We start from the raw sequence: 22,742 nt of genomic DNA on the forward strand, positions 1-22,742 counted from the left end.
GCCGCTATACAGAAACTATCAGCCGGAGTTATTACATTGTCATGACATTTATTCTGCTGCGCGCTGCCAGAACGGCACCTTAAAAATATTTAACAGGTCTGCAGTTTCGGTCAGCGGCAAACCGACAACAGACGAATAACTTCCGCTTATACTGGCAACAAACACAGCGCCCAGTCCCTGGATACCGTAACCACCGGCTTTATCTGCCGGTTCACCGGTTTCCCAGTACCTCAGGCATAACTCTTCAGACAGTTCTTTAAACTGTACACGGGTTGAGACTGCACGCACCTGTGTTTGTTCATTATTAACTATAGCCAAGGCCGTCATAACCTGATGCTCGCGCCCGGAAAGTGCTTGCAGCATTGCAATGCCATCATCACGGTCACGGGGCTTACCCATCACCTGATCATCAAGCACTACCACGGTATCAGAACCCAGTACAGGTAAACGCCGGTCACTCCGCTCCCAGCCGGCGGTCGCTTTCTCAACAGCCAGTCGCTTTACAAAATCAGCAGCGCTTTCATCTGGCTGCTTTACTTCGGGTATATCAACAGGCTGTACATCAAAACACACGCCTATCTGCTGCAACAATTCGCGGCGACGGGGTGAAGCAGATGCAAGAATAAGATCGAACATTTAAAAATCCTGTCTGGTTAACTGACCCTGAAAGTACGCCGTAGGCCACGCAGAATAACAAACATCCATGGCCATAAAATGGCACTGATCAGCGCCGGCAATAAAAAGATCAGACTGTCACTGCGGGTGCCGATAAGACCATGGAACCAGTTAAACAATAACTGATTAATGCCCACCAGAATCATTACAACGAAAGCTTGCTGCCACAGAGGGAACATCCGCAAACGCCGGTGCAGCATCAGTGTCAGATAGGCAACCACCAGCAGGGCGATCACATTCAGGCCCAGCGGAATGCCTTTAATAATATCCAGCGCCAGCCCCAGTAAGGCGGCACTGCCCAGTCCGACCCGTTCAGGTAACGCCATCACCCAGTAAATCAGAATAATGACCACCCACTCAGGACGGAACCACTCGACAGATGTAGGTAAAGGTACCTGACTGAGCATCAGCCCCAATAGAAAGGTACCAAAAATGATCGCGCCGCCACCCGGCTCATGCTGACTCACCTCAGGACTCAGGCTGAGCAGCGGCGTCAGCCTCCTCAGTGACTAGCTCTCCGGCAAGCGGTAAGGGCTCAGGCTGCTGTTCTGACAAATCCACCAGCAGGATATGCCGGCTCTTATTTAGCCGGGCAGTCGGTTTAGCTTTAACGGTAGCAAAGGTCTGCCCCGGGTCCCGCTTAACACTGGTAATTCGTGCCACAGGATAGCCGCGAGGAAAACGTCCGCCCAGGCCTGAAGACACCAGCAAGTCACCTTCACGGACATCGGCAGTATCAGGTACATGCCCCAGTTCAAGCTCGTCAACAGAACCGTTACCCAGCGCAATAGAACGGAAACCGTTACGGTTTACCTCCACAGGAATCGCATGCCGGGAATCGGTAATCAGCATTGCCCGGCTGGTATAGTGAGACAATTCAATAATCTGCCCCATAATACCGCCTGCATCTAATACAGCCTGCCCTACATACACGTCATCTTCTGAACCTTTATTCAGAACAACCTGATGCTGGAACGGATCCGGATTAATACCAATCAGTTCAGTCAGCGTTACATCATTTGCCAGTCGCTGACTGCCATTGAGCAGTTCACGTAAACGCACGTTTTCAGCAGTCAGCGCAGACACCTGAAGAACTTTACGTTTCAGCAACAGCGCTTCCTGACGTAACTGACGGTTCTCTTCAATCAGCTGCGTCCGGGTAATCAGCACATCACTGAGCTCATCCGCCACCTGTGCAGGAGTATCCACCAGCCACTGTAATGGTGTAATCGCCAGAGAGAGGTATGCACGTGTCTGATTCATCTTGGCCCATTTAAGGTCAAGCACCACAAGCGCAATTGCGAGGACTAATAAAATAACAAAGCGGGCCTTTAAGGACCCGCTTCTGAAGATACTGCTAATGCCACACCTCCTGAAAACCATCAGTCAGGCAGACACTGTTCCTGAAGCTCATTTTCAGCATAGCAATTTTATTCGTATGTCAGTAACTCAAAGGCATGCTTGTCCAGCAGCTCAAGCGCACGACCGCCACCACGGGCAACACAGGTCAGCGGATCTTCTGCAACGATTACCGGCAGACCGGTCTCTTCACTGATCAGCTTGTCCAGATTACGCAGCAACGCACCACCACCGGTCAGTACAATACCGCGCTCAGCGATATCAGACGCCAGTTCCGGCGGACACTGTTCCAGAGCACTTTTCACCGACTGCACAATGGCAGACAGCGGCTCCTGCAGCGCTTCCATAATTTCGTTACTGTTCAGGGTAAAGCTACGGGGAATACCTTCAGCCAGATTACGGCCACGAACATCAATTTCACGGGTCTCAGCAGCCGGGTACGCGGTACCAATCTCCTGCTTGATCCGCTCTGCAGTTGCATCACCAATCAGGCTGCCGTAGTTACGGCGAATGTAAGTAACGATGCCTTCATCAAAACGGTCACCGCCCACACGGACAGATTCCGCGTAAACAATACCGTTCAGGGAAATGATCGCGATTTCAGTAGTACCACCACCGATATCCACAACCATTGAACCGTTCGCTTCCTCAACTGGCAAACCTGCACCGATTGCCGCAGCCATTGGCTCTTCAATCAGGTAAACCTCACGGGCACCTGCGCCCATGGCTGATTCTTTAATTGCCCGACGCTCAACCTGGGTTGACTGACATGGCACACACACCAGAACCCGAGGGCTCGGTGTCAGGAAATTATTATCATGAACCTTGCTGATAAAGTGCTGTAGCATTTTTTCAGTGACGTGGAAGTCGGCAATTACACCGTCTTTCATTGGACGGATAGCAGTGATGTTACCCGGGGTACGGCCCAGCATACGTTTAGCATCGGTACCGACTGCCGCAACCGCTTTCTGCGCACCGTTGCCGCTCTGGCGAATCGCCACCACAGAAGGTTCATTGAGTACGATATCTTTATCGCGAACATAGATAAGGGTGTTTGCTGTCCCTAAATCGATAGATAGATCACTGGAAAAAATCCCGCGAATTTTTTTAAACATTGACTGTCCGCCTTACCTGAATATCTTACTCTAGCGGCGCAAAAAAGACTGCGCTATGACTATGAAACCTGCGAAATAGTTTGAAGATTTACTCTAAAAATCAGAGGTGTTCCGGAGCTGTTCGCAGCTTCCTCTTAAAAATGTCCCACTGTAGCAATGGCGGGGATTTTGGGCAAGCAACAAATGTGTTAACGTAGCGCTTTATTTTCAATAAGCTATAGATAATCTTACGAATTCACACTGAGGTGCATTCAAGCCTCCGGCTTCGCTGCTATCAGCCATGCTGGTGACAGCAGATAATGCATTCAGTTCAGGTTATTTAAGCAAGACTGAAATCAACGCAAACGGCGTATTTTGCCCATGGCTTTCACCGCTGTGCTCAGGCAGAATTCCCGAGCTAATCTTTTAATAAGTTTTATGAGTATCCAACCATGGCACTAGATCGCTCAGACGTGGAAAAAATCGCCCACCTGGCGCGCCTGCAAATCAACGAGCAGGACATCCCGGAATACACCACGACCCTTTCCAGCATTCTGGACTTAGTCAATCAGATGCAGGCTGTGGATACCGCTGATGTAGCGCCTATGTCACACCCGCTGGATGCAGTTCAGCGCCTGCGCACTGACGAAGTGAGTGAACCTAACAAGCGCGACCATTTGCAAACCGTTGCACCTGCTGTTGAAAACGGCCTGTTCCAGGTTCCGAAGGTTATCGAATAACCTCTGCTCAGGTTCTCTGCAACGAGAAGTGTCACTGAGCCCGTTACCCGAATTTCGATTTAAGGATCACCCATTACCATGTTTGAAAAAACACTTGCCGAACTGGCACAGGGGCTGGAAAGCGGCGAATTCAGCAGCGTCGAACTTACCCAGGCCTACCTGCAGCGCATTAACGAACAGGACAGCCGTTATAACAGCTACATCAGCGTCACTGAAGAACAAGCCTTAGAGCAGGCAAAAGCAGCAGATGCTCAGCGTGCTAACGGTGAAGCCGGCCCATTTACCGGTTTGCCAATCGCCCATAAAGACCTGTTCTGCACTGAAGGCGTTCGCACCAGCTGTGGCTCCAAAATGCTGGACAACTTCATCTCACCGTATAACGCCACGGTAGTGGAGAAATTCAACCAGGCTGGCGCAGTTACGCTGGGCAAAACCAACATGGACGAATTCGCCATGGGTTCGTCCAACGAATCCAGCTTCTATGGTCCGTCCCGCAACCCCTGGGACACCGACCGGGTTCCCGGCGGCTCTTCCGGTGGCTCTGCCGCGGCCGTTGCAGCACGTCTGGCTCCGGCAGCAACCGGTACAGACACCGGCGGCTCTATTCGTCAGCCTGCAGCACTGACCGGCATCACCGGTATTAAACCAACCTATGGCCGGGTTTCCCGGTTCGGTATGGTCGCATTCGCCTCCTCCCTGGACCAGGGCGGCCCGATGACCCGTACTGCAGAAGACGCCGCCATGATGCTGAATGTCATGGCCGGCTTCGACCCGAAAGACTCCACCAGCCTGGATAAAGCAGTACCGGACTTTACCGCCGATCTGAACCAGCCGCTGCAAGGCCTGAAAATCGGCCTGCCAAAAGAGTACTTCGGCGAAGGCATTGATGCAGGTATCGCTGAGCAAGTTCAGGCTGCGATTAAAGAATACGAAGCAATGGGTGCTGAGATTAAAGAAATCAGCCTGCCTAACACCCACCTGGCAATTCCGGCTTACTACATTGTGGCACCGGCAGAAGCATCATCTAACCTGTCCCGCTTCGACGGCGTACGCTACGGTTACCGCTGTGAAAATCCGGTTGATCTGGAAGACCTGTACAAGCGCAGCCGTGGTGAAGGTTTCGGACCGGAAGTACAGCGCCGTATCATGGTAGGCACTTACGCCCTTTCAGAAGGCTTCTACGATGCTTATTACAAAAAAGCATTGCAGATCCGCCGCCTGATTCAGCAGGACTTTGCCAACGCACTGGCAGAAGTGGATGTCATCATGGGCCCGACTACGCCTCATCCGTCCTGGAAACTGGGCGAGAAAAGTGCTGACCCTGTGGCCATGTATATGGAAGATATCTTCACAATCTCCCTGAACCTTGCCGGCCTGCCAGGTATGTCTGTGCCATGTGGTTTCAGTAACGGCTTACCGGTTGGCCTGCAGATTATCGGCAACTACCTGGCTGAAAGCCGCCTGCTGAATGTTGCTCACATGTTCCAGCAAGCAACTGACTGGCACACGAAAGCACCGGAAGGCATCGCGTAACACTCGCGACAATGAACAATTACCGCGCTGATGCGCACCCTGAATTTCCGCGTTCGAGATTACTCACCGGACATTCAAACAAAGAGGTTTATAAAAATGGAATGGGAAGCAGTCATCGGGCTTGAAATTCATGCCCAACTGGCCACCAAGTCAAAAATCTTTTCCGGCGCCAGCACCGCTTTCGGTGCGGAACCAAACACCCAGGCCTGCGCCATTGACCTGGCACTGCCAGGCACCCTGCCGGTCTTCAATGCTGAAGCCCTGCGCATGGCCACCATGTTTGGCCTGGCTATCGACGCTGAAATTGGCCGCACTTCAGTGTTCGACCGTAAAAACTACTTTTACCCGGATCTGCCAAAAGGCTATCAGACCAGCCAGCTGTTCCACCCGATCGTGGGCGTGGGCCGCGTAGACATTCAGCTGGATGACGGCACCACCAAGCGTGTTGGCGTTACCCGAGCGCACCTGGAAGAAGATGCGGGTAAATCCCTGCATGAAGAATTCCCGGATATGACCGGCATCGACCTGAACCGTGCCGGTACACCGCTGCTGGAAATCGTCTCTGAGCCGGATATGCGCAGTGCCGCTGAAGCCGTTGCTTACGTACGTAAAATCCACGCCATCGTAACCAACCTGGGCATTTGCGACGGCAACATGGCAGAAGGCTCCTTCCGCTGTGACTGTAACGTTTCTGTTCGCCTCAAGGGTGAAGAAGAATTCGGCAACCGTACTGAAACCAAGAACATCAACTCTTTCCGCTTTATCGAAAAAGCCATCAAGGGTGAAATCGAACGGCAAATCGACATTCTGGAAGACGGCGGCCGGATTACCCAGGAAACCCGCCTTTACGATGCCAACAAAGACGAAACCCGTTCTATGCGGAGCAAGGAAGAAGCAAACGATTACCGTTACTTCCCATGTCCTGATCTGCTGCCGATTGTCATCGATGAAGAATACATCGAACAGCTTCGCGCCAACCTGCCGGAACTGCCGGACGCCCGCCGCGAGCGCTTCGTCAGCGAATACAGCCTGAGCGATTATGACGCCATGGTACTGTCTGCCGACCGTAACCTGAGCGAATACTTTGAAACTTCGGCTGCAACAGCTAAAGACGCCAAACTGGCTGCCAACTGGGTAATGGGCGAAGTCTCCAAGCACCTGAACCAGACAGACACAGCAATTACCGATGCGCCGGTAACCGCAGATATGCTGGGCGGCCTGCTACTGCGTATCAGCGACAACACCATTTCCGGCAAAATTGCCAAGCAGGTATTCGAAGCGATGTGGGCCGGTGAAGGTGATGCCGATCAGGTCATTGAAGCCAAAGGTCTGAAGCAGGTTACCGACACCGGTGCCATTGAAGCCATGGTGGATGAAGTGATTGCTGCCAACCAGCCTCAGGTAGATCAGTATGTAAACGCTGAACCGGAGAAGCGTGGCAAGATGATCGGCTTCTTTATGGGTAAGGTCATGCAGGCCTCACAGGGTAAAGCCAATCCTGGACAGGTACAGGGCCTGCTGAAACAGAAGCTGGATCAGTTAGTGTAATTCAGCAAATCATCAGAAAACCGTTGTCAGCCAGGCTGGCAGCGGTTTTTTTTCGCCTCTCAAAAACACCTCACCTCCACAACCCCGACAACCGGACTAAAATACTAACTGCACATAAACTCATACGCACAAACAGTCCCGTCAACGAACTTTAGCCGGCGCACCGGATCAAAACTGTGTATTAAACTTTAACAATCGTGTATACCGCTAACTGGCACGAAGAAAACAGACGAGACCGGGATACAGGCGACAAACGCTCCCCATCCGGTGCTCACATTACAGGAGTATCATTTTATGCCAATTGCCACTTTTGCTGCAGGCTGTTTCTGGGGTGTCGAAGCCCGCTTCAGCCAACATCCCGGAGTCACCGGCACAGCCGTTGGCTATATGGGCGGGCACACTGAAAACCCAACCTACGAAGAAATCTGCCAAAAAGGCACCGGCCACGCCGAAGTCATTCAGGTTGAGTTTGATGATCAGGCAACTGACTATGATGCCCTGCTCGACCTGTTCTGGCAGATGCACGACCCAACCACACTGAACCGACAGGGGCCTGATGTGGGCGATCAATACCGCTCAGCTATTTTCTATCATGATGACACTCAGCGAATCATGGCAGAACAAAGCCTTGCCGTTCTGGATAAAAGCGGTATTTTCGGTAACCCCATAGTTACCCTGATAGAGCCGGCCCAGCATTTCTGGCGGGCTGAGGAATATCACCAGCAGTATCTGGCGAAAAAAGGCATGAGCGGCTGCAGCATCTGATAAACGCCCGCCTGGATACAGACACAAAAAAAGCGCGACGGTTACCCAGCGCGCTTTTTTGTTTAGTAACAGTTACTTGGCGTGATCTACCAGATCATCAACCACTGCTTTCTCTTCGCTCAGATCATCAGCCACCTGACCCATTGGCAAAATCAGGTTCAGGACAATTGCTACCAGACCACACAGGCTTACACCCTGCATGCTGAATTCGCCATTGCCAACAACCATACCGCCGATACCGAACACCAGAGTAGTAGCCACAATCACCAGGTTACGCTGCTGCGCCAGATCCACTTTAGCTTTAATCAGTGTGTTCATACCCACAGCCGCAATAGAACCAAACAGCAGGATCAGAATACCACCCATTACCGGTGCCGGAATGGTCTGCAGCAGGATGCCAAACTTGGCAACAAAGGCCAGCGCAATTGCGAAGATAGCCGCCCACACCATAATCATCGGGTTAAATGAACGGGTCAGCATCACTGCGCCGGTCACTTCTGAATAGGTTGTATTTGGCGGTCCGCCAAACAGCGCAGCAGCAGACGTCGCGATACCATCACCAAACAGCGTCCGGTGCAGACCCGGCTTCTTGATGTAATCCTTACCGGTCACATTACCAATCGCCAGCACGTCACCCACGTGCTCAATCGCCGGCGCAATTGCAACCGGAATCATGAACAGAATCGCCTGCCACTGAAACTCTGGCATCACAAATGCGGGCACTGCGATTAACGGCGCTGCAGCTACAATGTCGTAGTTAACCATACCCATAAAATGCGCAACGATATAACCAACAACCACACCCGACAGGATCGGCAGCAGACGGAAGATTCCCTGACCTAAAGTCGCCACCAGCAAGGTCGTCACCAGCGCAGACATTGAAACGATCATCGCATCCGCATACGGGAACAGTTCAATGCTGCCATCACCGGCTTTACCCATCGCCATATTCACCGCAATCGGCGCCAGACCAAGGCCAATCACCATGATCACAGGGCCTACAACCACTGGCGGAAGCAGGCGGTGCAGAAAACCTGCGCCACGCACCTTAACAATCAGTGCCAGCAGCATATATACCAGGCCTGCACAAAACAAAGCGCCCAGTGTGGCAGCCATACCCCAGGTTTTAGTGCTGTAAATTATCGGTGCGATAAATACGAAAGAAGACGCCAGAAATACCGGCACCTGACGCTTAGTTACAAACTGAAACATCAGGGTTCCGAGACCCGCCGTAAACAGCGCAACGCTTGGGTCCATACCCGTCAGCAACGGCATCAACACCAGTGCACCGAACGCAACAAACAACATCTGCGATCCGGCCAGCACTGTCCGCCAAAGCGGTTCAGGCGCCAGATTCACGGTATTAGAATCACTCATTCTTCAGACCTTACTCATCCTGTGGGGCAATGCTGCCAAAGCACAGCTTGCCACGGTTATTATTCTCTGCCTCCGAAGATGCAGAACTTATAAAAACCCGGGATCAGCAGAACTGTCCCGGGCTCAGATGCAGCGGCCCTGAGCCCTGCACCAAATTCACACTGTAAACCGGACCATATCCGGCTCACTGATAACTTACTTAGTACCGAAGATCTTATCACCGGCATCACCCAGACCAGGAATAATGTACCCCTGCTCATTCAGATGGCTATCCAGTGCTGCGGTGAAGATTTCCACGTCAGGATGAGCATCCTGAACAGCCTTCACACCTTCAGGCGCAGCCACCAGCACCAGCGCACGGATGCTGGTACAACCTGCTTTCTTCAGCATATCAATGGTGGCGTTCATTGAACCGCCCGTTGCCAGCATCGGATCAATGATCAGCGCCATCCGCTCATCAATGTCGTGTGCCAGCTTTTCAAAATAAGCAACAGGCTGCAGGGTTTCTTCATCCCGGTACAAACCTACTACACTGATCTTTGCGCTTGGCACCAGATCAAGCACGCCGTCCAGCATGCCAATACCGGCACGCAGAATCGGCACAACGGTAATCTTCTTACCCTTGATACGCTCTGCCGTAATTTCACCGCACCAGCCTTCCAGCTGATACTCTTCGGTCGCCAGATCTTTAGTCGCTTCATAGGTCAGCAAACAGCCTACCTCTGCCGCCAACTGACGAAAGCTACGGGTGCTAACGCTTGCTGCCCGCATCAGGCCCAATTTGTGTTTTACCAGAGGATGGTTTATCTCATTAACACGCATGTTGTTCTCACCAGAAATCAAAATAATTAAACGACACAGCCGTTACCTGTTACGTTCGGGTGCCGAGAAACAAGCGCACCGACGCCTGAAAGCAGAGCTAAAACTGGCACGCTTTTTACATCACAAAACAGGTAACATTAATTAGCCGGGCATGATACTGACAAATGCAGCAAATGTCTTACCAATTAGTCAGAATTTTACCGTCAGATCAAAACAAAAAAGCCGGCTGTTAAAAAGCCGGCTTTAAGAATAGTCGATTCTGCGAAACATGCTGTGACGCAGAACACTGTACAGTGGTTAAGTTACCCCTGAGATAACAAATCACGCAAATCGATGATTGCCGCATTCGCCCGGGAAATGTAAGACGCCATCACCAGTGAATGATTCGACAGAAAACCGAATTCCGTACCATTCAGAATGACCGGACTCCAGATAGTTGACTGAGTAGCCTCCAGCTCACGAATGATCTGACGCAGGCTGACCAGTGCATTTTTCTTTTCAAGGGCCGGCGCAAAATCCTGCTCAACGGCTTTGAGCAAATGAATCAGTGCCCAGGACGTACCGCGGGCTTCATAGAACACATCATCGATTTTCATCCACGGTGTTTTGATTTCCAGCTCACCGGCAGCAGCGGTAGACTGACGTGCCTCATTATCACCGGCCAGATCCGTATTCACCCGCTTCTGACCCACACTGGCACTTAAACGCTGTGACAGACTGCCCAGACGGGTAGATACATCCGCAAGCCAGCCACGCAGGTTATCGGCACGGGCATAGAACTGAGCAGCGTCGTCATTGCGCGCCAGACGTGCCTCATAAGCCAGCAACGCTTTCACACCTTTACGGTATTCAGATTCAGTAGCCGGCAGTAACCAGCTGTTATTGTCAAAATGCAGCAGCGGTTCAGCTTCAATCAGGTCAGGGTCTTCAGTCGACTGAGACTGAGAACGGCTGAAGTCTTTCCGTAATGCCCGGGCCATATCCCGCGCCTGAACCAGCACACCGAACTCCCAGTTAGGAATGTTATCCAGCCAGAGGCCCGGTGGCATCCGGTCGTTATATAAATACCCACCTGGCTTATCGAGCAGCACCTCGGTAATGCCCACCAGTGCATTCAGGGTAGCGGTGCCCACAACAGGTGTCTGGCCATCTTCCGCCAGCTCCAAACGAACCTCGAACGGTGCAGGTTCCAGGCTCCAGTACATTCCCAGACCGGTCGCGACTACCAGATACAGAAACAGCGCCGCTATAACGACACCCACACCTTTAATACCTAATGTAACTGCGGTCATACTATCCCACAGACGTAACCACGTCCGCTGTAACCATTCCATCCTGAACCCCTCTTAATAAGTCGCGTTATCGCGCGCAATATCTATGATATCTGACACCGGGTCAATGTTCCTTAACATTTATTAACGTTCACCGGAAGATACTTAAAACCCTGCCTGCAGTATAAACTTTCCAACCGGTCAGAAATTTACAGCAAAGGGCTTAACCCTGTCTGTATAAATAGGGCCTTAACCACCAGTTTCAACCGGTTAACTAGTCAAATAATGTACAGAAAGCACTGGCAACTTCTGCAAACTGGCAGAGAAAACACAATAAATGCAGGAACTGTTTACAGCCCCATTCTTTTCCGGCACACTAGCCAGTCTTAAGGGGTCTCAAACCCCAACCCTGAACGCTTTTGAAGTCTGACTAACGCGTCACTAAGGCAATTTAATGGCTAAAATCCTTGTTCTGAACGGTCCCAACCTTAACCTTCTCGGCACCCGGGAACCTGAGGTATACGGCACCACTACACTCCAGGACATCAACGTGCGTTTACAGTCACTCGCTATGCAGAGCGGCCACCAGCTGGAATCTCTGCAAAGTAATGCTGAACACGTTCTGATTGACCGGATTCACCAGGCCCGCGACGAACAGACAGACTTCATTATCATTAACCCGGCAGCTTTCACCCACACCAGTGTGGCATTACGTGATGCGTTGCTGGGGGTCGCAATCCCTTTCATCGAAATTCACATTTCGAATGTACACGCCAGAGAAACTTTTCGCAGCCACTCATATCTATCTGATGTAGCTGTTGGCGTTATCTGCGGTCTGGGCACCCAGGGATACGAATTAGCACTGCAGTCGGCCATCAGCCGGCTGGAAAAACCCTAATCATCTGAATTTACTAAATAGAGCACTGCATTAGCATGGACATTCGCAAAGTAAAAAAACTGATCGAGTTGCTGGAAGAGTCAAACATCAACGAAATTGAAATCAAAGAAGGTGAAGAATCCGTACGCATCAGCCGCGGTTCTAACCTGGTTGCAGCGCCTGTTGCTGCTGCACCGGCACCTGTTGCTGTTGCCGCTGCTGCGCCAGCTCCGGCTGCTGCACCTGCTGCTGAAGCAGCCCCTGCTGCACCGGCAAACAACAACCATGCGGTTAAATCACCAATGGTTGGTACCTTCTACCGTGCACCTTCCCCAACCTCTCCGGCTTTCATCGAAGTAGGTTCTACTGTTAAAGCTGGCGACCCGATCTGCATCGTTGAAGCGATGAAGATGATGAACCAGATCGAAGCAGACAAGTCCGGTGTTGTTGAAGCCATTTTGGTTGAAGACGGCCAGCCTGTTGAATTCGATCAGCCGCTGGTGACCATCGTATAAATCAGCCACAGGATCATAACAATATGTTAGAAAAAGTAGTCATTGCCAACCGTGGCGAGATCGCTTTGCGCATCCTGCGGGCCTGTAAGGAACTTGGCATCAAAACTGTTGCTATCCATTCCACAGCAGACCGTGACCTGATGCATGTTCGCCTGGCGGACGAAGCTGTATGTATCGGCCCTGCACCGTCACCGCAAAGCTATCTGAACATTCCGGCTATCATTGCCGCTGCTGAAGTTACCGATTCTACGGGTATCCACCCGGGTTACGGTTTCCTGGCAGAAAACGCTGATTTCGCTGAGCGCGCTGAACAGAGTGGCTTTGCATTTATCGGCCCGAAAGCTGACACCATTCGCCTGATGGGCGACAAGGTATCAGCAATCGAAGCGATGCAGAAAGCAGGCGTACCGACTGTACCAGGCTCTGACGGCGAACTGCCGGAAGACAGCGAAGAAGTACTGGCGATTGGCCGCCGTATCGGCTATCCGGTCATCATCAAGGCGGCTGCCGGTGGTGGTGGACGTGGTATGCGTGTTGTTCACAACGAAGCGCACCTGCTGAATGCCATTTACGTAACCAAGGCGGAGGCGAAAGCGGCCTTCGGTGACGATACGGTTTACATGGAAAAATTCCTGGAAAACCCACGTCACGTAGAAGTTCAGGTACTGTCTGACGGCCAGGGCAACGCCATCCATCTGTACGACCGCGACTGCTCTTTGCAGCGTCGTCACCAGAAAGTGGTTGAAGAAGCACCTGCACCGCACCTGGATCCGGAAGCACGCGCTCAGGTACTGCAAAGCTGTGTTGATGCCTGCCTGGAAATCAACTACCGCGGCGCAGGTACTTTCGAATTCCTGTATGAAAACGGTCGTTTCTACTTCATCGAAATGAACACCCGTGTTCAGGTTGAGCACCCTGTATCAGAAATGGTTACCGGTGTTGATATCGTGAAAGAACAGCTGCGTATCGCTTCAGGTCTGCCGCTGACAATCAAACAGGAAGATATCAAACTGAACGGCCACGCAGTGGAATGTCGTATCAACGCTGAAGATCCGGTTACCTTCATGCCAAGCCCTGGTAAGATCACCCACTTCCATGCCCCGGGTGGCATCGGTGTTCGGGTAGACTCTCACCTGTACAGCGGCTACAGCGTACCACCGCACTACGATTCCCTGATCGCAAAACTGATCACTTACGGCGATTCCCGTGAAGTGGCACTGCGCCGGATGGAAATCGCGCTGGATGAAATGCTGATCGATGGTATCAAGTGCAACATCCCGCTGCACCAGGATATTGTTCGCGATGCAAACTTCGCTGAAGGCGGCGTTAACATCCACTATCTGGAAAAGAAACTGGGTCTCGACTGATCCCGGTATATGCAGGCGGCGGTCCCCGCTGCCTGCCGTTTTACGCATTAACCCGGTTACCCCAGGCATATCTGCCAACAGACGGTCATCGCACCGCATTATCCCCAGGTAACTGAGCTGTAACGGTTCAAGCCCATACTATATGCTTACCGGTACCGCTTACCCGAATACAGGAAGACCCTTCATGCCATGGTTGCAGATCAAACTGGATGTTTCCCCAGAGAACGCTGAATCTTACGAAGATCTATTACTGGCAGCCGGCTGCGCTGCGGTTACCTTTACCGATCAGGCCGATCAGCCAATCTTCGAACCCGACCTGGGTACCACTCCTTTGTGGAGCAACACCGTACTGACAGGCCTTTTCTCAGCTGATCACGATCTGGATGCAACCCTGAACTTTCTGCAACAGGCCCATAACGACCAGTTCCCGGACAGCGCATTTCCAACCTGCAAAACAGAGATTCTGGAAGACAAAGACTGGGAACGGGAATGGATGGATAACTACCAACCAATGCGGTTTGGCAAACGTCTGTGGGTCTGCCCAAGCTGGAAAGACGTGCCTGATCCGCAGGCAGTCAACCTGATGCTCGACCCTGGCCTGGCATTTGGTACCGGCACCCATCCAACGACCGCTCTGTGCCTGGAGTTCCTTGATGGTCTCGAGCTGAATGAGAAACAGGTCACCGATTACGGCTGTGGCTCCGGTATTCTGGGTATTGCAACCCTGCTACTGGGTGCCAGCCATGTTACTGCTGTCGATATCGACGTACAGGCACTCACAGCCAGCAAGGACAACCTCAACCGTAACGGCCTGACAGAAGACCGTATGCAGGTTTACTTACCCGAACAGACACCGGATCACGAAGCAGACGTACTGGTAGCCAATATTCTTGCCGGCCCGCTGGTTGAACTTGCCCCAACCCTCAGCAAACACACCCGCAGCGGCGGACAACTAGTACTTTCAGGCTTACTGGCCCATCAGGAAGAAGAAATCCGTGAAGCTTACGGCAATGACTTTATTCTGGACCCGGTCAGCGAACGCGAAGGCTGGATACGCATTACCGGAATCAAGCGATAAATCGTGAAGCAGCAGCGCCTGATTACAGAATGTCCGGCCTGTAAAGCTCGCTTTCAGGTCACCGCAGGACAACTAAAAATAGCCCACGGCAAGGTACGCTGCGGTACCTGCCTGGAGGTATTTAATGCTGAACTGTGCAAAGTACCGGAACCCAGACAACCGATAAAAGCGCCTGAAGCTGTCACGGAACCAACCAGACCGGCTGCGCCGCAGGACAAACCGCCAGTGCGTCCCGCAATCCCGAAAGCGTTTATTCCGGCAAAAAAGCCCGTGCAACAGGAGACGCCCCAGCCTCTGGATCTGGATCAGCCTGTGCAGGCCCTGTTTGAGAACAGCAAACATACAGCACAAACCGTTACACCTTCACCAACGGAAATGGCAGTACCGGCACGGCCTGCAGAAACTGAAACAAAGGAAGTGTCAGAACAGCCCGTCAGTTTGCACATCCGGCAGGCCAGTCCGGTGAAACCTCAGCAACAGCCGAAGTTAAGCAATAACAAAAAACAACCTCCCGAAAAAAGCAAAGCACAGCCCTCTGATTCAGATCAGAAGCTAGAGATTACCGGCACTCAACCACAAGACAAGCCAGCATCACAGCCTCAAATCTCCGTGATTACAGCCTCTCCGGGTGCCCAAGGCAACCAGCAACAGACATCTACTACGCACTCAAAGGATTCGCAGCCGACAGATACAAGCGAGCAGAGTGAACGGATCCGTCAGGCACTGCATCGTCACCAGACCAGCTATCAGGCCAGAGACGAAGAACACGGTTATCTGAATCCGGCTGAAAAAAAGCTGCAGGAACTGTTACGAAACGCTAGTAATCCGCTGACTGCAACCGATCAGCAACCGGCACCGCAGACAGACGAAGCCCAGGCTCCCCCGGCACACAGCAGTATTCTGGCACTCCACCCTGCTACTGAAGATAAAGAAACCGGTTTTGTCCCTCAGCAGACTGAACCTGTTATGATCCGGGCCACTCAGCAGCCACCCGGCAAAACCCTTTCGCTGGCCCTGATTATCTTCCTGGCCCTGAGCTGCCTGCTATTACAGTACATGTGGTTCGAGCGTAATGATCTTATTCGCCAGCCAGCGCTGGCCAAACTGTATAAACCGGTATGTGAGCAGATCGACTGTCGGTTAGCCGTGCCGGAAAATATTCCGGACATCATCACCGAGCAGCTGATTGTGCAAGAGCACAAGGAATATCAGGGTGTACTGAAAATCAGTATGTTGCTGAAAAATCAGGGAGCCTTCGAGCAAGCCTTTCCGGCCATAAGACTGGCATTTTCCGACCGTAACGGCAGCATCATTAAGCGACGAACATTCCAGCCGGCTGAATACCTGAATTCCGCCTCTCTGGATCCGTCAAGAATGCCACAGGAACACAGTATTCAGGTTCATCTGGATGTTCTTGACCCTGGACGCGCTGCAGTGGGGTATGAAGTCAGCCTTCACCCCTCCAGCCTGACAAGCCGCCGGCTATAAGCCTATTTCTTGCTGCTTTGCAACACCAAAAACGGTTAAAAAAGCATCAAAAACTGCTTGGCCCGCCTGCCACATAAAGGTATTATTGTCCGCCTTCCAGACAGCATGAAACCCGCGACTGCCCGCAGTCAGGGTAATGCTATTTCTTTCAGGCTCAGGGTTGGCAGATGTTTCAAATCGGAAACCATACCATTGACAGTCAGGTAATCCTGGCACCAATGGCAGGCGTCACTGACCTACCGTTCCGGCAACTGTGTAAGCAGTTAGGGGCGGGGATGGCGGCTTCCGAAATGGTAACCTCCGACACCCGGCTGTGGAATACCCGCAAATCAAGCCTGCGTCTTCAGTACGATGAAAATGATCCTCTCCGGGTGGTACAGATCGCCGGCGGAGATCCGCAAATGATGGCAGATGCTGCGCGGCTTAATGTCGCTAACGGCGCGCATATCATTGACATCAACATGGGCTGCCCGGCTAAAAAAGTTTGCAATAAAGCGGCCGGATCCGCATTACTGAAAGACGAACAACTGGTTCGCGATATTCTCGAAGCCACCGTGGCTGCAGTTGATGTTCCGGTTACACTCAAAATCCGTACCGGATGGTCACCTGATAACCGTAACGGCGTTACCATTGCACGGATCGCAGAGGACGCAGGTATTCAGGCACTGGCTGTACACGGCCGTACCCGCAGTTGCGGATATAAAGGTGACGTGGAATACGACACCATTGCAGCTATCCGGCAGAGCATTGATATTCCCCTGTTTGCCAACGGTGACATCACCACCCCGCAAAAGGCCGGCGAAGTACTTAACTTTACCGGTGCTGATGCCGTCATGGTTGGCCGCGCCGCACAGGGAAATCCGTGGATTTTTCGGGAAATAAACCACTACCTTGCTACTGGAAATGAATTACCCCCTCCTGAAGGGACAGAAGTCAGAGACACCCTGTTAGGGCACCTGAATGCACTTTACGCTTTCTATGAAGAATATCTGGGTATTCGCATAGCGCGTAAGCACGTAGGCTGGTACCTCAAAGACAAACCCGGTGGCACTGACTTCCGAAAAGCTTTTAACTCACTAGAAACATGTTCGCAACAGCGTGATGCGATTACGGCCTACTTTGCTGAACTTGCCTGTGCAAGTGCAGCGGCCTGACCTGTTGCAGATTTGGATACCGACATACCGTGGAAAACAATACACATACTCAGCCGTTTACCTCAGAACTACCAACTGAAAGTTCACACCGCACCCTGCGTGACAGTGTTGAAACGTCTTTATCGGATTATTTCCATCAACTGGATGGTCAACCGGTAACAGATGTCTACCAGATGGTTCTGTCGGAAATCGAAGCACCACTGTTTGAAGCAGTGATGACTTACACCAAGGATAACCAGACCAAAGCATCAGAAGTACTCGGCCTCAACCGTGGTACCCTGCGTAAGAAGCTGAAACAATACGGTCTTCTGTAAATCCCCCGTCTAACCTTAACCATCGAAGATAAACAACCATGGCAGAGCAAAAAAATACCCCGGTTCGTCGCGCGCTGATCAGCGTATCTGACAAAACCGGCATCGTTGAATTCGCCCAGGCTTTGAGTCAGCGCGGCGTTGAAATCCTTTCTACCGGCGGCACATACAAGCTACTGCAAGACAACCAGATCCCTGCGGTTGAAGTATCTGACTACACCGGTTTTCCTGAAATGATGGATGGTCGGGTTAAGACTCTGCACCCGAAAGTACACGGTGGCATTCTCGGTCGCCGCGGTACCGATGACGGTATTATGGAAGAACACGGCATCAACCCGATCGACATGGTTGTTGTTAACCTGTATCCGTTCGAGCAAACCATCGCCCGTCCGGACTGCGACCTGCCACTGGCTATTGAAAATATCGACATTGGCGGCCCGACTATGGTTCGCTCTGCAGCCAAAAACCACAAAGACGTGGCAATTGTCGTCAGTGCAGATAACTATCAGCGTATCATAGCTGAACTGGATGAAAATCAGGGTCTGAGCCATGCAACCCGTTTTGATCTGGCAGTACAGGCATTTGAACATACTGCTGCTTACGATGGCATGATCGCTAACTACCTGGGTGCAATCACCGATGGCAGCGAAGAAGAACCAGCAGCATTCCCGCGCACCTTTAACACCCAGTTTGTTAAAGCACAGGAAATGCGTTACGGCGAAAACCCGCACCAGCGTGCTGCTTTCTATGTTGAATCCAACCCAACTGAAGCCAGCGTTGCTACCGCACGCCAGCTGCAGGGTAAAGAACTCTCCTTTAACAATGTTGCCGATACTGACGCAGCACTTGAGTGCGTAAAACCTTTCGCTGAGCCGGCCTGTGTTATCGTTAAACACGCTAACCCATGCGGCGTAGCAATCGGTGGTGACATTCTGGAAGCCTACAACAAAGCCTACCTGACTGATCCGACCTCAGCATTTGGCGGCATCATCGCGTTCAACCGTGAACTGGATGCAACCACTGCCAAGGCCATCATCGACCGTCAGTTTGTTGAAGTCATCATTGCACCGTCTGTTACTCAGGAAGCTTCCGACATTGTTGCCGGCAAGCCTAACGTACGCCTGCTGGCCTGCGGTGAATGGAGCGCAGAACGTGCGCAGCGCTTTGACTATAAGCGTGTTAACGGCGGCCTGCTGGTACAGGATCAGGATCTGGGCATGGTCAACGCAGCTGATCTTAAAATCGTTACCCAGAAGCAACCGGACGAACAGCAAATGCGTGACCTGCTGTTCTGCTGGGAAGTGGCTAAGTTTGTTAAATCCAACGCCATTGTTTACGCCAAAGACGGCCAGACAATCGGCATTGGTGCCGGCCAGATGAGCCGTGTATACAGTGCCAAAATCGCCGGAATTAAAGCAGCTGATGAAGGCCTGGTTGTACCGGGTTCAGTCATGGCGTCCGACGCTTTCTTCCCGTTCCGCGACGGCATTGATGCCGCGGCTGCTGCAGGTATCTCTGCAATCATTCAGCCGGGCGGTTCAATGCGCGATCAGGAGATCATCGCCGCCGCCGATGAGCATGGTATCGCCATGGTCTTCACAGGCATGCGTCATTTCCGTCACTAATCAGTTACACCTTCAGCCGGCTTTCGCCGGCTGAACCGTTTTTATAGGCAGAAAAAATTATGCAAATCTTAGTCATTGGTTCCGGTGGTCGGGAACACGCCCTTGCCTGGCAAGCCGCTCAGGATGACAACGTCAGCAAAGTATTTGTTGCGCCGGGTAACGCCGGCTGCGCACTGGAAGCCAAACTGGAAAACGTTGCTATCGACGTGATGGACCAGGATGCTCTGGTAGACTTTGCCAAGAACAATCAGATTGCCCTGACCATTGTTGGCCCTGAAGCGCCACTGGTAGAAGGCATCGTCGACCGTTTTGAAAGCGAAGGCCTGCGCTGCTTTGGCCCGAGCAAAGGCGCAGCCCAGCTGGAAGGCTCCAAAGCATTTACCAAGGACTTCCTGGAACGTCATCAGATTCCTACCGGCGCTTACAAAAACTTCACTGAAATCGACCCTGCAATTGCCTATGTGCGTGAACAGGGTGCTCCGATCGTCATCAAGGCAGACGGCCTGGCTGCCGGCAAAGGTGTTATTGTTGCCATGACACTGGAAGAGGCAGAAGCTGCTATCCGTGACATGCTTGCCGGCAATGCATTCGGAGAAGCCGGTCACCGCGTCGTCATTGAAGAATTCCTGGAAGGCGAAGAAGCCAGCTTCATCGTCATGGTTGATGGCAAAAACGTACTGCCAATGGCTACCAGTCAGGATCACAAACGCGCAGCCAATGGCGATACCGGTCCGAATACCGGCGGTATGGGTGCTTACTCCCCTGCACCTGTCGTTACAGCGGATATCCACAACCGCATCATGGATGAAGTCATCATCCCAACCGTTAACGGCATGGCTGAAGAAGGTAATACCTACGTAGGCTTCCTGTATGCAGGCCTGATGATTGCTGCCGACGGCACACCAAAGGTAATCGAATACAATTGCCGCTTCGGCGATCCTGAAACCCAGCCAATCATGATGCGTCTGAAATCCAGCATCGTTGAACTGGCTAATGCAGCACTGGACGGCAAGCTGGATACCACAACTGCTGACTGGGACCCTCGCTGCGCCGTAGGTGTAGTACTGGCGGCAGACGGCTATCCGGGCAACTATCCGAAAGGTGACGTGATCAGCCTGCCGGAACAGGTACCTGCAGATAGCAAGGTTTTCCACGCAGGCACCAGCGAAAAAGACGGTAATATCGTCACCAGCGGTGGCCGCGTACTGTGCGCAGCTGCACTGGGCAACAGCGTAACCGAAGCACAAAAACTTGCCTATACGCTGACGAAAATGATCGACTGGAAAGGTGTTTACTACCGTGACGACATTGCCTACCGGGCAATCGCCAGAGAAAACACATAAACCGGCATGACGACTAAAAATGGCGCAAATCCTTCAGGATCTGCGCCATTTTTTATAACCACTCTTCATGAAAAATATTTTTTACCCCTCTGATGACTTACAGGGCTTACCCACGCAAGGATTCAAGCTATAATCGTCAGGCCCGTTCGCGGGTACATGGACTTAAATTACAACAGCGCTTTTGCTGTTCGGGCAATCTTCGGATCATATCTTATGGCAACACAGTCTGGCACGCTTCTGAAACCTCTGACACTGGCAATATCCCTTGGCATGGTATGCGCATCTTCTGCATTTGCCGCCCAGGAATCAGATGCATTCTGCATGAATGCCGGCGCGCAAAATGAATTTGACTGTGCCAAATCCGGTCAGCAGAACAGCAACAGCGCAGACATTAACGCCAAGCTGGATCAGCTTCAGCGCTGGCTGGACAATGAATCCGACGGCAAAACCGCTTCAGCAAACAGCGCTGTATCAGCCGCTAGCCAAAACACAGAACTACAAACCAAGCTGGAATACAATTCACAGCTACTGGCAACAGAACTGCAGCGTGTCCGGGATTTACAGGACGCCGGTAAAAACACCCAGGCCTTTAACCAGATCAATGATTATCTGAACGATAACCCTAAAGATGCTAACGCCTGGTTGCTGTATGGCACCGCACTGATTAAGCGCAATAAGCTTCAGGCGGCAGAAGATGTTTTCAATAAGCTGATCGGTATTTATCCGGACGCACCTGAAGCCTATAACAACCTGGCAACAATCTACGCCCTGCGTGGCAACAACGATAAAGCTGTTGCCACCCTGTTACAGGCATTCAACACCCACCCAAGTTACGCCCAGGTACAGCAAAACCTGAAAGCCATTTATGCCAATCTGGCCAACCAGGCTTATAACCGTGCCCTGGATCTCGACAGCAAAGAGAAGATTGCCCCACCACAACTGGCCACACTGGACCAGGTATATCTGGCACGGCCTATCGGCGGCAAAATATTCTCACCAACGAATAATGTTGATCCGACACTTCTGGCATCAGTAAGCCCTGTGGCTGCACAGGTAGAACCATCCCCTGCACCGGCACCAACACCGGCGAAGAATAAGCCACTCGAGATTGAAGAACGCTTGCCTGAAGATGCAGCACCGCGCCCGGTGATTGAAACGACGGAAACAGCAGACTCTACGCAACAAACCGATACGTTGACGGCACCGGCAACCCCGCTACCTGAACCGACTGCAGCCAGCACCGTTGCACTGGCTAAGAGCGCTGCCCAGAATAATACTGAGCTGAGCCCGGCGATCCAGCAGGAACTGAATCAGGCACTGAACGGCTGGGCCAGCGCCTGGTCTGATCAGAATGTTCAGGATTACCTGAGCTACTATGTGCCTGGTTACCAGCCAAACAGCCAAACCAGTAACCGCACATGGCGTAATACCCGTAACATCCGCCTGAGCAAACCAACCTTCATCCGTGTTGGCGTTTCAGATGTAACCATGAGCGCCCTGCCAGATGGCCGTGTCCGGGTTGTATTCCTGCAGGACTACACGTCCAACAGCTTCCAGGACAATATCTATAAGTCCCTGATCTTCTCCCTGGAAAACCGCAGCTGGAAAATCAGTGCTGAAAAAACCCTCTGATCAGCCTTTCTTCAGGAAAGCCCCGTATCTGCAAAGATACGGGGCTTTTTTCTATCCGGATAAAACGCGCCTTCCTTACCCTGCCACCTACCACCTACCACCTAGCAACCAACTGAGATTCACTTCAGATCACTTTTAAACAGACACAAAAAAGCCCTATACCGGCAA

General features: G+C 52.0%; 21 protein-coding genes. 14 read left to right on the plus strand and 7 right to left on the minus strand.

Going from position 1 to position 22,742, the window contains the following annotated elements:
* Positions 1-48: 48 nt before the first annotated feature.
* Genes JYB63_RS20080 through JYB63_RS20095 form a run of 4 tightly spaced genes read right to left on the minus strand, consistent with a single transcriptional unit; the run spans position 49 to position 3,149 of the window.
* Positions 49-636: a Maf family protein gene (locus tag JYB63_RS20080; RefSeq protein WP_205659717.1), complete on the minus strand. Its 588-nt coding sequence runs from the start codon at positions 634-636 to the stop codon at positions 49-51.
* Positions 637-653: 17 nt separating this feature from the next.
* The gene (mreD, locus tag JYB63_RS20085; protein WP_205659718.1) at positions 654-1,142 is read right to left on the minus strand and encodes a rod shape-determining protein MreD; all 489 of its coding nucleotides are present in this window, start codon (positions 1,140-1,142) and stop codon (positions 654-656) included.
* A gap of 1 nt (position 1,143) precedes the next feature.
* Complete coding sequence (gene mreC / locus JYB63_RS20090) at positions 1,144-2,058, minus strand: rod shape-determining protein MreC (RefSeq protein ID WP_205659719.1); 915 nt, start codon at positions 2,056-2,058, stop codon at positions 1,144-1,146.
* A gap of 47 nt (positions 2,059-2,105) precedes the next feature.
* A complete protein-coding gene (locus JYB63_RS20095; RefSeq protein ID WP_205659720.1) occupies positions 2,106-3,149 on the minus strand; it encodes a rod shape-determining protein in 1,044 nt (347 codons plus the stop codon).
* A 431-nt stretch (positions 3,150-3,580) separates the two neighbouring features.
* Here JYB63_RS20095 and gatC point away from each other — a divergent pair, with 431 nt between their 5' ends.
* The 4 genes from gatC to msrA all read left to right on the plus strand — a co-directional run bounded on the left by gatC (position 3,581) and on the right by msrA (position 7,714).
* A complete protein-coding gene (gene gatC, locus JYB63_RS20100; protein WP_205659721.1) occupies positions 3,581-3,868 on the plus strand; it encodes an Asp-tRNA(Asn)/Glu-tRNA(Gln) amidotransferase subunit GatC in 288 nt (95 codons plus the stop codon).
* A gap of 78 nt (positions 3,869-3,946) precedes the next feature.
* Positions 3,947-5,401, plus strand: coding sequence for an Asp-tRNA(Asn)/Glu-tRNA(Gln) amidotransferase subunit GatA (gene gatA / locus JYB63_RS20105; RefSeq protein ID WP_205659722.1), 1,455 nt, complete (start codon positions 3,947-3,949; stop codon positions 5,399-5,401).
* 96 nt (positions 5,402-5,497) lie between these two features.
* Positions 5,498-6,949, plus strand: a complete 1,452-nt coding sequence (gene gatB / locus JYB63_RS20110) for an Asp-tRNA(Asn)/Glu-tRNA(Gln) amidotransferase subunit GatB (RefSeq protein ID WP_205659723.1) — start codon at positions 5,498-5,500, stop codon at positions 6,947-6,949.
* A 294-nt stretch (positions 6,950-7,243) separates the two neighbouring features.
* Complete coding sequence (gene msrA / locus JYB63_RS20115; RefSeq protein WP_205659724.1) at positions 7,244-7,714, plus strand: peptide-methionine (S)-S-oxide reductase MsrA; 471 nt, start codon at positions 7,244-7,246, stop codon at positions 7,712-7,714.
* Between the two features lie 72 nt (positions 7,715-7,786).
* Here the strand turns inward: msrA and JYB63_RS20120 are convergent, their stop codons facing one another.
* The 3 genes from JYB63_RS20120 to JYB63_RS20130 all read right to left on the minus strand — a co-directional run bounded on the left by JYB63_RS20120 (position 7,787) and on the right by JYB63_RS20130 (position 11,247).
* Positions 7,787-9,091: a uracil-xanthine permease family protein gene (locus JYB63_RS20120; protein WP_205659725.1), complete on the minus strand. Its 1,305-nt coding sequence runs from the start codon at positions 9,089-9,091 to the stop codon at positions 7,787-7,789.
* A gap of 195 nt (positions 9,092-9,286) precedes the next feature.
* A complete protein-coding gene (gene upp, locus JYB63_RS20125) occupies positions 9,287-9,913 on the minus strand; it encodes a uracil phosphoribosyltransferase (RefSeq protein ID WP_205659726.1) in 627 nt (208 codons plus the stop codon).
* Between the two features lie 302 nt (positions 9,914-10,215).
* Positions 10,216-11,247 (minus strand): DUF2333 family protein, encoded by a 1,032-nt coding sequence (locus tag JYB63_RS20130; protein ID WP_205659727.1) that lies wholly within the window; start codon positions 11,245-11,247, stop codon positions 10,216-10,218.
* 391 nt (positions 11,248-11,638) lie between these two features.
* Here JYB63_RS20130 and aroQ point away from each other — a divergent pair, with 391 nt between their 5' ends.
* The 10 genes from aroQ (at position 11,639) to JYB63_RS20180 (ending at position 22,574) form a co-directional block, all read left to right on the plus strand.
* Positions 11,639-12,082 carry a type II 3-dehydroquinate dehydratase gene (aroQ, locus tag JYB63_RS20135; RefSeq protein WP_205659728.1) on the plus strand — a complete coding sequence of 148 codons (444 nt, stop codon included), beginning with the start codon at positions 11,639-11,641 and terminating at the stop codon, positions 12,080-12,082.
* A gap of 35 nt (positions 12,083-12,117) precedes the next feature.
* On the plus strand, positions 12,118-12,576 hold the full coding sequence (accB, locus tag JYB63_RS20140; protein WP_205659729.1) for an acetyl-CoA carboxylase biotin carboxyl carrier protein: 459 nt from the start codon (positions 12,118-12,120) through the stop codon (positions 12,574-12,576).
* A gap of 23 nt (positions 12,577-12,599) precedes the next feature.
* Positions 12,600-13,943 (plus strand): acetyl-CoA carboxylase biotin carboxylase subunit, encoded by a 1,344-nt coding sequence (gene accC, locus JYB63_RS20145; RefSeq protein ID WP_205659730.1) that lies wholly within the window; start codon positions 12,600-12,602, stop codon positions 13,941-13,943.
* Positions 13,944-14,127: 184 nt separating this feature from the next.
* Positions 14,128-15,021 carry a 50S ribosomal protein L11 methyltransferase gene (prmA, locus tag JYB63_RS20150; RefSeq protein ID WP_205659731.1) on the plus strand — a complete coding sequence of 298 codons (894 nt, stop codon included), beginning with the start codon at positions 14,128-14,130 and terminating at the stop codon, positions 15,019-15,021.
* Between the two features lie 3 nt (positions 15,022-15,024).
* On the plus strand, positions 15,025-16,509 hold the full coding sequence (locus tag JYB63_RS20155) for a DUF3426 domain-containing protein (protein ID WP_205659732.1): 1,485 nt from the start codon (positions 15,025-15,027) through the stop codon (positions 16,507-16,509).
* Positions 16,510-16,676: 167 nt separating this feature from the next.
* Positions 16,677-17,663 carry a tRNA dihydrouridine synthase DusB gene (dusB, locus tag JYB63_RS20160; protein ID WP_205659733.1) on the plus strand — a complete coding sequence of 329 codons (987 nt, stop codon included), beginning with the start codon at positions 16,677-16,679 and terminating at the stop codon, positions 17,661-17,663.
* Between the two features lie 29 nt (positions 17,664-17,692).
* Complete coding sequence (fis, locus tag JYB63_RS20165; RefSeq protein WP_205659734.1) at positions 17,693-17,977, plus strand: DNA-binding transcriptional regulator Fis; 285 nt, start codon at positions 17,693-17,695, stop codon at positions 17,975-17,977.
* 38 nt (positions 17,978-18,015) lie between these two features.
* Positions 18,016-19,599, plus strand: coding sequence for a bifunctional phosphoribosylaminoimidazolecarboxamide formyltransferase/IMP cyclohydrolase (gene purH / locus JYB63_RS20170; protein ID WP_205659735.1), 1,584 nt, complete (start codon positions 18,016-18,018; stop codon positions 19,597-19,599).
* Positions 19,600-19,658: 59 nt separating this feature from the next.
* Positions 19,659-20,942, plus strand: coding sequence for a phosphoribosylamine--glycine ligase (purD, locus tag JYB63_RS20175; RefSeq protein ID WP_205659736.1), 1,284 nt, complete (start codon positions 19,659-19,661; stop codon positions 20,940-20,942).
* 213 nt (positions 20,943-21,155) lie between these two features.
* Positions 21,156-22,574: a tetratricopeptide repeat protein gene (locus JYB63_RS20180; protein ID WP_205659737.1), complete on the plus strand. Its 1,419-nt coding sequence runs from the start codon at positions 21,156-21,158 to the stop codon at positions 22,572-22,574.
* The last annotated feature ends 168 nt before the right edge of the window (positions 22,575-22,742 follow it).

Source organism: Aliamphritea spongicola (assembly GCF_017051665.1).
Taxonomy (GTDB): Bacteria; Pseudomonadota; Gammaproteobacteria; order Pseudomonadales; family Balneatricaceae; genus Amphritea; species Amphritea spongicola.